At 44.5% G+C, this 15705-nt stretch carries 7 protein-coding genes, 3 tRNA genes, 3 rRNA genes and 1 pseudogene; 11 read left to right on the top strand and 3 right to left on the bottom strand.

The window, feature by feature from the left end:
• Window positions 1-15 precede the first annotated feature (15 nt).
• On the bottom strand, window positions 16-777 hold the full coding sequence (locus AC2VOY_RS06220; protein ID WP_491830432.1) for a TatD family hydrolase: 762 nt from the start codon (window positions 775-777) through the stop codon (window positions 16-18).
• A 214-nt stretch (window positions 778-991) separates the two neighbouring features.
• Here AC2VOY_RS06220 and hemB point away from each other — a divergent pair, with 214 nt between their 5' ends.
• Window positions 992-2020, top strand: a complete 1029-nt coding sequence (gene hemB, locus AC2VOY_RS06215; protein WP_491830430.1) for a porphobilinogen synthase — start codon at window positions 992-994, stop codon at window positions 2018-2020.
• Window positions 2021-2113: 93 nt separating this feature from the next.
• Here the strand turns inward: hemB and gppA are convergent, their stop codons facing one another.
• Window positions 2114-3619 (bottom strand): guanosine-5'-triphosphate,3'-diphosphate diphosphatase, encoded by a 1506-nt coding sequence (gene gppA / locus AC2VOY_RS06210; protein ID WP_491830429.1) that lies wholly within the window; start codon window positions 3617-3619, stop codon window positions 2114-2116.
• 25 nt (window positions 3620-3644) lie between these two features.
• The gene (rhlB, locus tag AC2VOY_RS06205; protein WP_491830428.1) at window positions 3645-4988 is read right to left on the bottom strand and encodes an ATP-dependent RNA helicase RhlB; all 1344 of its coding nucleotides are present in this window, start codon (window positions 4986-4988) and stop codon (window positions 3645-3647) included.
• Window positions 4989-5101: 113 nt separating this feature from the next.
• Here rhlB and trxA point away from each other — a divergent pair, with 113 nt between their 5' ends.
• From trxA to rrf, 10 genes and pseudogenes are all read left to right on the top strand, one after another.
• Window positions 5102-5428, top strand: a complete 327-nt coding sequence (trxA, locus tag AC2VOY_RS06200) for a thioredoxin TrxA (RefSeq protein ID WP_491830427.1) — start codon at window positions 5102-5104, stop codon at window positions 5426-5428.
• Window positions 5429-5694: 266 nt separating this feature from the next.
• Window positions 5695-6954 carry a transcription termination factor Rho gene (gene rho, locus AC2VOY_RS06195; protein WP_491830426.1) on the top strand — a complete coding sequence of 420 codons (1260 nt, stop codon included), beginning with the start codon at window positions 5695-5697 and terminating at the stop codon, window positions 6952-6954.
• Between the two features lie 116 nt (window positions 6955-7070).
• Window positions 7071-8495, top strand: a pseudogene (gene ubiD, locus AC2VOY_RS06190) (4-hydroxy-3-polyprenylbenzoate decarboxylase); the annotation flags it as partial.
• A gap of 130 nt (window positions 8496-8625) precedes the next feature.
• On the top strand, window positions 8626-9342 hold the full coding sequence (fre, locus tag AC2VOY_RS06185; RefSeq protein ID WP_491830424.1) for an NAD(P)H-flavin reductase: 717 nt from the start codon (window positions 8626-8628) through the stop codon (window positions 9340-9342).
• A gap of 580 nt (window positions 9343-9922) precedes the next feature.
• Window positions 9923-11465: ribosomal RNA gene (locus tag AC2VOY_RS06180) — 16S ribosomal RNA — on the top strand.
• Window positions 11466-11563: 98 nt separating this feature from the next.
• Window positions 11564-11639, top strand: a tRNA-Glu gene (locus AC2VOY_RS06175).
• Between the two features lie 37 nt (window positions 11640-11676).
• Window positions 11677-11752 (top strand) — tRNA-Lys (locus tag AC2VOY_RS06170).
• A 41-nt stretch (window positions 11753-11793) separates the two neighbouring features.
• Window positions 11794-11869 (top strand) — tRNA-Val (locus AC2VOY_RS06165).
• A gap of 356 nt (window positions 11870-12225) precedes the next feature.
• Window positions 12226-15119 (top strand): 23S ribosomal RNA (locus AC2VOY_RS06160).
• Between the two features lie 144 nt (window positions 15120-15263).
• Window positions 15264-15379: ribosomal RNA gene (gene rrf / locus AC2VOY_RS06155) — 5S ribosomal RNA — on the top strand.
• The 16S, 23S and 5S rRNA genes sit together here with 3 tRNA genes alongside, the layout of an rRNA operon.
• The last annotated feature ends 326 nt before the right edge of the window (window positions 15380-15705 follow it).

Raw genomic sequence — 15705 nt, 5'->3', positions numbered from 1 at the left:
CTGCAATTTCAAGCTTTAGATTTTAAATAAAGCCTTGGCATTCTTAGTTGTGATCTTATCGACCTCAGCTAAGTTCATCTCGCGGCAATCAGCAATCTTTTGCGCGACCAACGGCATTAAGCTTGGCTCATTACGCTTGCCGCGATGTGGCGTTGGCGCAAGGTATGGACAGTCGGTTTCTAAAATGATTTTGCTTAGATCAAGCTCTGGGATCACCATGTCCATTTTGCTATTTTTAAAGGTCGTCACACCGCCCAATCCAAGATGAAAACCAAGATCTTGAATCGCTTTGGCTTCTTCTATTGTGCCGCCAAAGCAATGGAACACACCGCTTAAACTGCCATCTTGTTGTTTGCTCAGCACGGCTAAGGTGTCTTCAATCGAGTCACGAGTGTGCACCACAATTGGCAACTGCATCTCTTTGGCCCAAGCTATTTGCTGGCTAAACGCATCGATTTGCTCGGCGCGGAAGGTTTTATCCCAATATAAGTCGATACCAATCTCACCCACAGCAATAAACTTATGGGTGTCAAATAAGGGACGGATTTGATCCAGTGCTTGCTTATAATCTTGATTTATATAACAAGGGTGAATGCCCATCATGCTCTGACACATCTCAGGGTAATCTTTTTGGGTATTAAGCATGGCTTCTATCGAGTTTAAGTCGATGTTTGGCATTAAGATTTGCTCGATGCCTGCGTCTTTGGCGCGTTTGATGCAATCGTCTCTGTCTTGATCAAATTCTTTGGCATAAATATGCGCGTGAGTATCTATCATAGAACCTCTATATTTGGATAAATTTAGCTTAGACATCTAGCTTCAAGTCTAACCTCTGGCTTCATTTTAAATCTAGAATACATATTTGTGTAGTGATAGGTTATTTTCTTATCTTAATGTGTTTGAAGGAGTTAACGGTGGTATGATGTTGGCGTCAATTTTTAATATATCCAAAATAATATAACTATGCAGGATATACAAAAGGAGAATCCAAGTGTCAGTTTCTATTCAAAGTCAATTCCCAGCGCGCCGTATGCGCCGTATGCGTAAACATGATTTTAGCCGCCGTCTTATGGCTGAAAACAAAATCTCAGTTAATGATCTGATTTATCCAATGTTTGTTTTGATGGGCAAAAATCGTCGTGAAGCGGTTGAGTCTATGCCGGGCGTAGAGCGTTTATCGATCGATCTTTTAATTGAAGAAGCAACCCATTTAGCTGAACTTGGCATTCCTATGATCGCGCTATTCCCTGTGGTCAACCAAGATGTGAAATCACTGTGCGCATCAGAAGCTTTTAATCCTGAAGGCCTAGTCCAACGTGCAGTCAAAGAGCTCAAAGCACATGTACCTGAAATTGGTATTATGACAGATGTCGCACTAGATCCTTATACCACTCATGGTCAAGATGGCATCATTGATGATGAAGGCTATGTGCTAAACGAAGAAACTACCGAAGTTTTGATTAAGCAAGCACTTTCTCACGCACAAGCGGGCGCAGATGTGGTCGCACCTTCAGATATGATGGATGGCCGGATTGGTAAAATTCGTCAAGCTTTGGAAGACGAAGGCTTGATCTATACTCAAATCATGGCTTACTCAGCTAAATATGCATCGAACTACTATGGACCTTTCCGTGATGCAGTCGGTTCATCTGCCAATTTAAAAGGCGCAGATAAAAAGACGTATCAAATGGATCCTGCAAACTCTGATGAAGCCTTACATGAAGTCGCAATGGATGTGGAAGAGGGCGCAGATATGGTGATGGTTAAACCAGGTATGCCATATTTAGATGTGGTTCGCCGCGTTAAGACTGAGCTACAAGTCCCAACCTTTGCATATCAAGTCTCAGGTGAGTATGCGATGCATAAAGCTGCGATTGAAAATGGCTGGTTGAAAGAAAAAGAAACTGTGCTGGAATCGCTACTTTGCTTTAAGCGCGCTGGTGCTGATGGGATCTTAACTTATTTTGCGAAAGATGTAGCCACTTGGCTGGCGCAAGATGCGGTAAAAATAGCTGAATAATAATATAAAAAATGATGTATGCGTTAAATAGAGTATACGCATACATCATTTAATGTTTATAGCTACTAATTTGTATAACTTTAAAAGCGATAACTATTTAGTCGGCTCAGATAAATCTAAAATCAACGGCCAGCCCATATCGGTTTGGCGGTTCACTTCAATTTCAAGCTCAGCCCAAGTTAATGGGTTTTGCTCTAACCAAAGCTTATCTAAGGTTAAGGTTAATTCTTCATCATTGGCACTGATCTGAAACTCAGGTTGATATGCCGATTCACGTCTATGAGTTAAAATCACAGCTAAACGCAGTAAGCGCAATAAACGTTTACCACTTTTGCCCGAAATCGCATGTTGCTCAGGCAGTGACGTAAGCTGCTCGCGATAACGGCGTACCATTTCTGCAATCAGATGACGCTGCGCCCGAGTAAAGCCGGGTAAATCTAAGTTTCTGAGAAGATAAGCACCGTGCTCACCACCTTTTTTATAATCGATGGTCAAACCGATTTCATGCACTAACGCCGCACTACTTAATAACCAAGGGGCAATCGACTCGCCAATCCATTCTTCGCCGCCACATTGACTAAACAAGTTTAAACAAACTTCTTCGACTTGGTGTGCATACTGAGTATCAAGTTGATACCTTGCTTGCAAACTGCAAATCGTACGCTGACGAATATCGGCATGTTGCATAGCATCTATCATGCCATAGGCCAAGCCTTCACGCAGTGCGCCGCCGGCTAAGGTCATGCTTTCAACTTCTAAAAACTCAAAAATAGCGATTAAGATAGATAAGCCGCTTGGGAAAACTAAGGCGCGCTCAAGGGTTAAACCATCAATTTCAAGCTCTTCAAGATGACTTGCAGCCATGGCTTGCTTTTGCAGGCGCTTAAGTTTCTTGAGGGTGATTTCCTCATCCATCCCTTGCGCCAGCATGATCTCTTGTAACGCTTGCACTGTGCCACTCGCACCGACACAAGCTTGCCAACCTAACTCTTTGTATTGCTTTAAGATCGGCTCCAAAACAGTTTTTGCCGAGGTAATTGCCTGTTCAAAATTATGCGCAGTCAGTTGACGGTCTTTAAAGTAATAATCCAGCCAAGTGACGCAGCCCATAGGCAAGCTCACCAAAGCTTTTGCTTCAAAGCCTTCACCGATAATGAGTTCGGTACTGGCACCGCCAATATCCACGACTAAACGTCGACCTAGACCACCAGAAGTATGCGCCACACCTTTATAGATGGTTGCTGCTTCTTCTTCACCACTAATGATTTGGATCGGGTGGCCTAAAATCTTGTTCGCTGTTTCGAGAAATACATCAACATTTTTTGCTGAGCGAAGCGCTGCTGTGCCTACAATTCGAATATTTTGTGGCGGAATATCTTGCAGCCTTTCAGCAAATAAGCGCAAACAGTCCCATCCTCTTTGCATTGCTTCGTTATTTAAGTAGTTATCCTTATCTAACCCATTGGCAAGACGCACTTTACGTTTGATCTTTGCCATGGTTTGAACTTGGCCTTCAATGTGGCGCACAAGTAGCATATGAAAGCTATTTGATCCCAGATCGATTGCTGCATATAAAGGTGATGAAACAGCCTGACTCATAAATAATGATGATCCCTATATTTCGTTATGAATTTGCTTGTGGCTTATTCTGCGGACGTCTTGGTCGGTTTTGACGTGGGCCGCTGTTACGTGGCGAATTGTTTCTTTGTCCACCGTTACGGTTACCTTGACGCGGGTTACGTTGATTGCGCGAATTATTGGTGCGCGGACGTAGACGAACTGGCGCTGGTAAATCCGTTAACAGGGCACTTGCATCATATTCAGAAACTGGAATTGAATGCTCGATATAAGTTTCAATATCTGGCAAGTTAATCGCATATTCTTCACATGCAAAGCTAATTGAAATACCACTTGCGCCTGCGCGACCGGTACGTCCAATACGGTGAACATAATCTTCGCAGTCATCCGGTAAGTCGTAGTTAAATACGTGCGTTACGGCTGAAATATGTAAACCACGCGCTGCAACATCGGTAGCAACTAAGAAGTCGATATCACCACGGGTAAATTCTTCTAAGATTTTCTCGCGTTTTTTCTGTGCCACATCGCCAGTCAATAGACCAACTCTGTGTCCATCAGCAGCTAAATGACCCCAAACAAGTTCACATTTGTGCTTGGTATTGGCAAAAATAATCGCACGTTCTGGCCATTCTTCTTCAATTAAAGTCTGAAGTAATGCCATTTTGTCAGTATTTGATGGGTAGAAAAGCTCTTCTTTGATGCGGTGACCTGTTTTTTGCTCAGCTTCCACCACTACATGTTCAGGGTTATGCATGTGCTCAAACGCAAGCTCTTGTACACGGTATGACAAGGTTGCTGAAAACAACATGTTCAAACGCTCATTTGGCGCCGGCATACGACGGAATAAAAAGCGAATATCTTTAATAAAACCAAGATCAAACATACGATCGGCTTCATCTAAAACAACAGCTTGAATATCGTTTAAATGAAAGACTCTTTGCTTATAAAAGTCGATAATACGTCCACAAGTGCCGATTAGGATGTCGACGCCTTGATTAATTTTTGCGAGTTGTTTCTCATAACTTTCGCCACCATAAGCCAGCGCAACAGAAAGTCCTGTTGTTTCGGCTAAAGATTCGGCATCGTTATAAATCTGAATTGCCAACTCGCGAGTAGGTGCCATAATTATGGCTCTCGGATTTGATTTATTTTCTCGTTCAGGCTCCGCTGTTTTGAGTAAATGGTTAAAGGTAGCAGTTAAAAACGCAAGGGTTTTACCAGTTCCCGTTTGGGCCTGGCCTGCAATGTCTTGGCCGGTGAGCAGTACCGGCAACGCCAAGGCTTGGATCGGGGTACAGTATTCGAACCCTTTTTTGTCCAATCCTTCAATGACTTGCGGGTGTAAATCGAAGTCGGCGAATTTTTGCTCTGTGATATGTGTCTTTTTCATTGCTATAGAATATCAGCTAATGCTTGCAATACGAAAGCAAATCCAGTCCAATAGGTGATCTATTTTTTGGTTAGACGACTAACCGCCCTTTAAATAATACTTTGGAGTGTAAGATGAGTGACAAGATTATGCAGTTGTCAGATGATGGTTTTGAAGCAGATGTCATCAATGCTGCTGGTCCAGTTCTGGTCGATTTCTGGGCAGAATGGTGTGGCCCGTGTAAAATGATTGCCCCAATTCTGACAGAAGTGGCAGAAGAATATGAAGGCAAACTAACTATCGGTAAATTAAATATTGACCAAAATGCGGATACGCCACCAAAGTTTGGTATTCGTGGTATCCCAACATTACTTCTTTTTAAAGATGGCCAAGTTGCTGCGACAAAAGTTGGCGCTTTGTCTAAAACTCAACTAAAAGAATTCTTAGACGCAAACCTATAATCTAAGTTTCTTCGTCGATAAGGCCGTGCTGCACATAATTTGCACGGTTTTATCGTCTAGTTGCGGCTTTTCTCACATGCAAAGCTAGACTAATATTGAATTTAGTGATAATTTATTGCCCGTTAATTAAACAAATTGAAAATTCATTAAGTTTAAATATAAATTTTATTTATTAGACAAGTTTCCTTTTCCAGGCCACCCTCAAGGCCATACGAATCTCAACAAACATACAGAATCCTATTTTGACAAAAAAAGCATCCACCACAATGAACCTAACAGAACTTAAGAACAGACCTGTGTCTGACCTTGTCTCGCTTGGAGAAACCTTAGGTTTAGAAAATTTAGCCCGTCTTCGTAAACAAGATATCATTTTCTCTATCCTTAAAGCACATGCGAAAGGTGGTGAAGATATTTTTGGTGATGGGGTTCTTGAAATCTTACAAGATGGTTTTGGCTTCCTGCGTTCATCAGACAGCTCTTATCTTGCCGGCCCTGATGACATTTATGTCTCGCCGAGCCAGATTCGTCGCTTCAACCTGCGCACAGGTGATACGATTGCCGGAAAGATTCGTCCACCAAAAGACGGTGAACGCTATTTTGCCCTTCTAAAAGTCAACACTGTCAACGACGACAAACCAGACAACGCTCGCAACAAAATCCTCTTCGAAAACCTTACGCCTATCCATCCAAATGATCGCATGATCATGGAGCGTGGTAATGGTTCAACAGAAGATATTACGGCGCGTGTGCTTGATTTGGCTTCACCTATTGGTAAAGGTCAACGTGGTTTGATTGTTGCACCGCCAAAAGCGGGTAAAACAATGCTACTGCAAAATATTGCTCAAAGCATTGCCCACAATCATCCTGAATGTGAACTTATGGTTCTACTTATCGATGAGCGTCCAGAAGAAGTTACTGAGATGCAACGTTTGGTAAATGGTGAAGTTATCGCTTCGACCTTTGATGAACCAGCATCGCGTCACGTTCAAGTTGCAGAGATGGTTATCGAAAAAGCTAAGCGTTTGGTTGAGCACAAAAAAGATGTCATCATCCTACTTGACTCAATTACACGTCTTGCGCGCGCATACAACACAGTTGTTCCATCATCAGGTAAAATCTTAACCGGTGGTGTGGATGCTAACGCACTACATAGACCAAAACGTTTCTTTGGCGCAGCACGTAACGTTGAAGAAGGCGGCAGCTTAACCATTATCGCAACAGCACTTGTTGATACCGGCTCGAAAATGGATGAAGTTATCTATGAAGAGTTTAAAGGTACAGGTAACATGGAGCTGCACCTAAATCGTAAGATTGCTGAAAAACGTGTTTTCCCTGCGATTGACTTTAACCGCAGTGGTACTCGTCGCGAAGAGCTTCTGACCAAGTCTGATGAACTACAAAAGATGTGGATCTTGCGTAAGATTGTTCATCCAATGGCTGAGCTTGATGCAATGGAATTCTTGATTGATAAATTGGCGATGACCAAAACCAATGACGAGTTCTTTGATGCAATGCGTCGTCAATAATACGCATAAACTATTTATGATGATTCATCGTAGTTAGATTTTATAAGCGCTGCTTCGTTTTCGAGTGGCGCTTTTTATTACCCGCAATAAAAGCGAGGTCTTAAAGGATATACATCATGAGCTTTAAAGATCTAAGAGACTTTATTGAAGCACTTGAGCAAAAGGGCTTATTAAAACGCATTACGCACCCAGTCGATCCGCATTTAGAAATGGTCGAGATCAGCGATCGCACCTTACGTGCTGGTGGCCCAGCATTATTATTTGAAAACCCAATCGGTTATGAGATGCCGGTGCTTACCAACTTATTTGGCACAGCGGAGCGCGTTGCGCTTGGTATGGGGCGTAATGATGTGCTTGAGCTTAAAGAAGTCGGTGAGCTATTAGCCTACTTAAAAGAACCAGAGCCGCCGCGCGGTTTAAAAGATGCGTTTGCCAAATATCCAATTTTTAAACAAGTGCTGAATATGCCAGCGAAGCGTCTGCGCAGCGCTGCTTGCCAAGATATCGTGTGGCAGGGTGATGAGGTTGATTTGGATAAAATTCCTGTGATGAGTTGTTGGCCTGATGATGTCGCGCCACTGCTTACTTGGGGGTTAACCATCACCAAGGGGCCAAATAAAAATCGTCAAAATATTGGTATTTATCGTCAGCAAAAGCTGTCCAAGAATAAAATTATTATGCGTTGGCTTGCACACCGAGGTGGCGCGCTTGACTTTAAAGATTGGCAAGAAACTAATCCGGGTGAGAAGTTTCCAGTGTCGGTTGCCTTTGGCGCAGATCCAGCAACCATTTTAGGCGCTGTCACGCCAGTGCCAGATACGCTTTCTGAATATGCGTTTGCTGGCCTATTGCGTGGTAGTAAAAGTGAAGTGGTTAAATCTATCAGTAATGATTTGGATGTGCCGGCAAGTGCTGAGATAGTGCTTGAGGGTTACATAGATCCAAATGAGCTCGCAGAAGAAGGGCCTTATGGGGATCATACCGGTTATTACAATGAAACCGAAATGCATCATGTATTTACGATTACCCATATTACGATGCGTAAAAAGCCGATTTATCACAGCACCTATACCGGCCGTCCACCAGATGAGCCAGCGGTATTAGGTGTGGCTTTAAATGAAGTCTTTGTACCTATCTTACGTAAGCAGTTTCCTGAAATCGTTGATTTTTATCTACCACCAGAAGGCTGTTCTTACCGTATGGCTGTGGTCAGCATTAAAAAGCAATACCCAGGTCATGCCAAGCGAGTCATGATGGGTGTTTGGTCTTTCTTGCGTCAATTCATGTATACCAAGTTTGTGATTGTGTGTGACGATGATGTCAATGTGCGTGATTGGAATGACGTGATTTGGGCGATTACTACACGCATGGATCCTGCACGTGATACGGTATTAATTGAGAATACACCGATTGATTCATTGGACTTTGCATCACCGAAAGTCGGCCTAGGCTCTAAGATGGGGCTAGATGCGACAGACAAAATTGGCGGCGAAACCGATCGCGAATGGGGAAGGCCGATTCATAAAAGCCCAGAGATAGTTGCCAAAGTCGATGAAATCTGGGATGAGCTTGGAATACTCGACGAGTAAGCTTAAGTTAACCTATATCTGTAATAAATTAGAAAGCTAAAGCGGCTAAGGATAATGCCGCATAAGAAAATAAGAGGATGCTATGTTAGTAAATTGTACCGTAAAACAAATCGAACCTTTAGCGAGCCATACGTTTCGTGTGCTATTGCATCCAGAAACTAAAGTAGAGTTTAAAGCTGGTCAGTATTTGATGGTTGTTATGGGTGAGAAAGACAAGCGTCCTTTTTCAATTGCGAGCAGCCCATGCCGCCATCAAGGTGAGCTTGAATTACATATCGGTGCGGCTGAACATAATGCGTATGCGATTGAAGTGATTGAAGCGATGAATCAAGCCTATGCAGATAAGACTCAAATTAGCGTGGATATCCCACATGGGAATGCTTATTTGCAAGAAGATGACTCACAAAATCCATTACTCTTGATTGCTGGTGGGACAGGCTTTAGTTATGTACGTAGTATTTTTGATCATTGCGTGAGCCAAAAGCTAAATCGTCAGATTTATTTGTATTGGGGGGCGAAAGATGAATCTCAATTATATGCACTTTCTGAAATTGAAGATATTTGCCAAGAATATAAATCGATTCAGTTTATCCCTGTTGTTGAAGATGCAGATGCGAGCTGGAATGGTAAACAAGGGAATGTTCTGCAAGCTGTGATGGAAGATTTTGAATCCTTAGCTGATATAGATGTGTATATTGCTGGACGCTTTGAAATGGCAGGTAGTGCCAGAGATCAATTTGTTGGATCGAAGGGTGCAAACAAAGATCGTATCTTTGGAGATGCTTTCGCTTTCATTTAAAAAAGCATATAACTTCGTATAAAAGGGCTGTTTTTGGTGGTGAAACATACAAAAACAGCCCTTTTTGTTTGTTTTTTATGCGAAGTGAAAATAAATCAAAAAAATTTCAAAAAAGATCTTGCCAAAGTAAAAGATCTCTCTATAATGCGCACTCACTGACACGGCGGACGGCTCAATTAGCCAGATGTTGAAGCAAGTCAGTGACTAAGCGGTTTTTTGAAGTTTCATTAAAATTTCAAAAGAAATCGAAAAAAATGTAAAAAAGTGTTTGACACTGACATTTAATTCGATAAAATAGCCGCCCTGTTCACGAGAAGCGCAGCTTCGCTGAACAAGCTCTTTAACAATTTAAACCTATCAATCTGTGTGGGCACTCGTTGATTGTACAATTAGACTTCTTAGTTTACTAAGAGTCAAAATTTCAATGAACTAGTGACCAAATCAAGTCTTCGGACTTGGCACAGTCAATTCATTATCTTTCTGTTGGAAAGATAATAGCTTTAGAATTACATCTTATCTTCGGGTAAGAATTAGTTTTGAAGTCAGTATTCATTGAGCTTGTCGAAAGACACAAAATCTTAAATTGAAGAGTTTGATCATGGCTCAGATTGAACGCTGGCGGCAGGCCTAACACATGCAAGTCGAGCGGAAACGAGAAGGTGCTTGCACCTTCGGCGTCGAGCGGCGGACGGGTGAGTAATGCATAGGAAATTGCCCTAATGTGGGGGATAACTATTGGAAACGATAGCTAATACCGCATAATGCCTTCGGGCCAAAGCAGGGGACCTTCGGGCCTTGCGCGTTAGGATATGCCTATGTGGGATTAGCTAGTTGGTGAGGTAATGGCTCACCAAGGCGACGATCCCTAGCTGGTCTGAGAGGATGATCAGCCACACTGGGACTGAGACACGGCCCAGACTCCTACGGGAGGCAGCAGTGGGGAATATTGCACAATGGGCGAAAGCCTGATGCAGCCATGCCGCGTGTATGAAGAAGGCCTTCGGGTTGTAAAGTACTTTCAGTTGTGAGGAAGGTAGCGTAGCTAATAACTGCGTTACTTGACGTTAGCAACAGAAGAAGCACCGGCTAACTCCGTGCCAGCAGCCGCGGTAATACGGAGGGTGCGAGCGTTAATCGGAATTACTGGGCGTAAAGCGCATGCAGGTGGTTTGTTAAGTCAGATGTGAAAGCCCGAGGCTCAACCTCGGAACTGCATTTGAAACTGGCAGGCTAGAGTACTGTAGAGGGGGGTAGAATTTCAGGTGTAGCGGTGAAATGCGTAGAGATCTGAAGGAATACCAGTGGCGAAGGCGGCCCCCTGGACAGATACTGACACTCAGATGCGAAAGCGTGGGGAGCAAACAGGATTAGATACCCTGGTAGTCCACGCCGTAAACGATGTCTACTTGGAGGTTGTGGCCTTGAGCCGTGGCTTTCGGAGCTAACGCGTTAAGTAGACCGCCTGGGGAGTACGGTCGCAAGATTAAAACTCAAATGAATTGACGGGGGCCCGCACAAGCGGTGGAGCATGTGGTTTAATTCGATGCAACGCGAAGAACCTTACCTACTCTTGACATCTACAGAACTTAGCAGAGATGCTTTGGTGCCTTCGGGAACTGTAAGACAGGTGCTGCATGGCTGTCGTCAGCTCGTGTTGTGAAATGTTGGGTTAAGTCCCGCAACGAGCGCAACCCTTATCCTTGTTTGCCAGCACGTAATGGTGGGAACTCCAGGGAGACTGCCGGTGATAAACCGGAGGAAGGTGGGGACGACGTCAAGTCATCATGGCCCTTACGAGTAGGGCTACACACGTGCTACAATGGCGCATACAGAGGGCAGCCAACTTGCGAAAGTGAGCGAATCCCAAAAAGTGCGTCGTAGTCCGGATTGGAGTCTGCAACTCGACTCCATGAAGTCGGAATCGCTAGTAATCGTGGATCAGAATGCCACGGTGAATACGTTCCCGGGCCTTGTACACACCGCCCGTCACACCATGGGAGTGGGCTGCAAAAGAAGTAGGTAGTTTAACCTTCGGGAGGACGCTTACCACTTTGTGGTTCATGACTGGGGTGAAGTCGTAACAAGGTAGCCCTAGGGGAACCTGGGGCTGGATCACCTCCTTATACGAAAAGTGCATAGATGAGTGTTCACACAGATTGATACGGTTTATAAGTAAAGAGAATTGATGCTCCCAAGCATCACACCGAAAGGTATCCATAGTGTCCCGTTCGTCTAGAGGCCTAGGACACCGCCCTTTCACGGCGGTAACAGGGGTTCGACTCCCCTACGGGATACCACTATTTCTTTTGATTGCCATAAGGCAGTTGAAAAAATGGGTCGTTAGCTCAGTTGGTAGAGCAGTTGACTTTTAATCAATTGGTCGCAGGTTCGAATCCTGCACGACCCACCATTCCTTCCACGGGAATGCTTGCTTTAGGCAAGAAAATTTGTGGGCGATTAGCTCAGTTGGGAGAGCACCTCCCTTACAAGGAGGGGGTCACTGGTTCGAGCCCGGTATCGCCCACCACTCTTTAAGTATTTTTGGAAACGCATTCCAAACTAGGAGTCTTACTCTTGGTTCGGATTTTTGCCGCCGAAAGTCTTTAAAAAGTGTTTTATTGTAAAATAAAAACTCTTTGCTCTTTAACAATTTGGAAAGCTGACGAAATAATAAATTTCAATTTTTATTATTTCACCAAAAGTTCTCAATCTTATCTTTTAAGATAAGTAAACAAACACACATTTAAGTGTCTTGGCGTTTAATTACTAAGTAATTAAACGTATCTATTGAGTCCGGCAATCGATATTTAGATTAACCCTCTAAATATCAAAAACAAATCTTATTTGTTTGGTATATAACACTAAAACTTTTTAGGGTTGTATGGTTAAGTGAATAAGCGTACACGGCGAATGCCTTGGCAGTCAGAGGCGATGAAGGACGTATTAACTTGCGATAAGCCCAGATTAGGTAGTAAAAACCACTTGAGTCTGGGATTTCCGAATGGGGAAACCCACATGCATAAGCATGTATCATTAACTGAATACATAGGTTAATGAGGCGAACCGGGGGAACTGAAACATCTAAGTACCCCGAGGAGAAGAAATCAACCGAGATTCTGAAAGTAGCGGCGAGCGAAATCGGATTAGCCCTTAAGCTTTTGATGAGGCAGGTGAACAAGCTGGAAAGCTTGGCGATACAGGGTGATAGCCCCGTAACCAACACCTCATAATCAGTGAAATCGAGTAAGGCGGGGCACGTGAAACCTTGTCTGAACATGGGGGGACCATCCTCCAAGGCTAAATACTACTGACTGACCGATAGTGAACCAGTACCGTGAGGGAAAGGCGAAAAGAACCCCTGTGAGGGGAGTGAAATAGAACCTGAAACCGTGTACGTACAAGCAGTAGGAGCACCTTCGTGGTGTGACTGCGTACCTTTTGTATAATGGGTCAGCGACTTATATTTAGTAGCAAGGTTAACCGTTTAGGGGAGCCGTAGGGAAACCGAGTCTTAACTGGGCGTCGAGTTGCTAGGTATAGACCCGAAACCAGGTGATCTAGCCATGGGCAGGTTGAAGGTTGAGTAACATCAACTGGAGGACCGAACCGACTAATGTTGAAAAATTAGCGGATGACTTGTGGCTAGGGGTGAAAGGCCAATCAAACCTGGAGATAGCTGGTTCTCCCCGAAAGCTATTTAGGTAGCGCCTCGGATGAATACTACTGGGGGTAGAGCACTGTTAAGGCTAGGGGGTCATCCCGACTTACCAACCCTTTGCAAACTCCGAATACCAGTAAGTACTATCCGGGAGACACACGGCGGGTGCTAACGTCCGTCGTGGAGAGGGAAACAACCCAGACCGCCAGCTAAGGTCCCAAATTATAGCTAAGTGGGAAACGATGTGGGAAGGCTAAAACAGCTAGGATGTTGGCTTAGAAGCAGCCATCATTTAAAGAAAGCGTAATAGCTCACTAGTCGAGTCGGCCTGCGCGGAAGATGTAACGGGGCTAAGCTATAAACCGAAGCTGCGGCTGCATATTCTTACGAATATGCGGGGTAGGGGAGCGTTCTGTAAGCCGTTGAAGGTAGTCTGTAAGGGCTGCTGGAGGTATCAGAAGTGCGAATGCTGACATGAGTAACGATAAAGGGAGTGAAAAACTCCCTCGCCGGAAGACCAAGGGTTCCTGTCCAACGTTAATCGGGGCAGGGTAAGTCGACCCCTAAGGCGAGGCAGAAATGCGTAGTCGATGGGAAACGGGTTAATATTCCCGTACTTCTTACAATTGCGATGGGGGGACGGAGAAGGCTAGGTGGGCCTGGCGATGGTTGTCCAGGTTCAAGTGCGTAGGCTAATTTCTTAGGTAAATCCGGGAAATTGTTAGGCTGAGACACGACGTCGAGCACCCAAGGGTGTGAAGTCATTGATGCCATGCTTCCAGGAAAAGCCTCTAAGCTTCAGATTGTAAGGAATCGTACCCCAAACCGACACAGGTGGTCGGGTAGAGAATACCAAGGCGCTTGAGAGAACTCGGGTGAAGGAACTAGGCAAAATGGTACCGTAACTTCGGGAGAAGGTACGCTCTTAGCGGTGATGAGACTTGCTCTCTAAGCTGCCGAGAGTCGCAGATACCAGGTGGCTGCAACTGTTTATTAAAAACACAGCACTGTGCAAAATCGTAAGATGACGTATACGGTGTGACGCCTGCCCGGTGCCGGAAGGTTAATTGATGGGGTTAGACTTCGGTCGAAGCTCTTGATCGAAGCCCCGGTAAACGGCGGCCGTAACTATAACGGTCCTAAGGTAGCGAAATTCCTTGTCGGGTAAGTTCCGACCTGCACGAATGGCGTAATGATGGCCACGCTGTCTCCACCCGAGACTCAGTGAAATTGAAATCGCTGTGAAGATGCAGTGTACCCGCGGCTAGACGGAAAGACCCCGTGAACCTTTACTACAGCTTGGCACTGAACATTGACCCTACATGTGTAGGATAGGTGGGAGACATTGAAGCGCAGTCGCTAGATTGCGTGGAGTCAACCTTGAAATACCACCCTTGTATGCTTGATGTTCTAACTTAGCCCCATTATCTGGGGTGAGGACAGTGCCTGGTGGGTAGTTTGACTGGGGCGGTCTCCTCCCAAAGAGTAACGGAGGAGCACGAAGGTGGGCTAATCACGGTTGGACATCGTGAGGTTAGTGCAATGGCATAAGCCCGCTTGACTGCGAGAATGACAATTCGAGCAGGTGCGAAAGCAGGTCATAGTGATCCGGTGGTTCTGAATGGAAGGGCCATCGCTCAACGGATAAAAGGTACTCCGGGGATAACAGGCTGATACCGCCCAAGAGTTCATATCGACGGCGGTGTTTGGCACCTCGATGTCGGCTCATCACATCCTGGGGCTGAAGTCGGTCCCAAGGGTATGGCTGTTCGCCATTTAAAGTGGTACGCGAGCTGGGTTTAGAACGTCGTGAGACAGTTCGGTCCCTATCTGCCGTGGGCGTTGGAAGATTGAAGGGGGCTGCTCCTAGTACGAGAGGACCGGAGTGGACGAACCTCTGGTGTTCGGGTTGTCATGCCAATGGCATTGCCCGGTAGCTAAGTTCGGAATCGATAACCGCTGAAAGCATCTAAGCGGGAAGCGAGCCCTAAGATGAGTCTTCCCTGGCACTTTAAGTGTCCTAAAGGGTTGTTCGAGACTAGAACGTTGATAGGCAGGGTGTGTAAGCGTTGTGAGGCGTTGAGCTAACCTGTACTAATTGCCCGTGAGGCTTAACCATACAACACCTAAAAAGTTTTGTAGTTGGACTAAATAGAAGCGCTTAAATGAGTGTGAGAACCTTATCTTTTATAGCTTATGTTATAAAGAAAATAACAGCTTTCCGAATTATTATTTAACGTGAAACGTTAAATTAAAGAATTTACTTGGCGACCATAGCATTATGGACCCACCTGATCCCATGCCGAACTCAGAAGTGAAACGTAATAGCGCCGATGGTAGTGTGGGGTTTCCCCATGTGAGAGTAGGACATCGCCAGGTTCTAATTTGCACTTTTCCTGTAAAGGAAAAGTCACCATAAAACTTTATTAAAATTATTTAGAGTTTTATGTTGACTTTCAAAGTGAATAGCGTATTATACGCATCTCGAAACGATAAAGTGAAAGCTAAATCGTTGAAAGTTAAGCTCTTTAACAATTTAAACCTATCAATCTGTGTGGGCACTCGTTGATTGTACAATTAGACTTCTTAGTTTACTAAGAGTCAAAATTTCAATGAACTAGTGACCAAATCGAGATTTCTTATCGTTTTACGATATAGAAAACTTGGCACAGTCAATTCATTATCTTTCTGTTGGAAAGATAATA

Source organism: Vibrio sp. KMM 9700 (assembly GCF_058545285.1).
The sequence above is the reverse complement of the archived record's forward strand: the minus strand, read 5'-3'. Positions and strand labels throughout refer to the sequence as shown.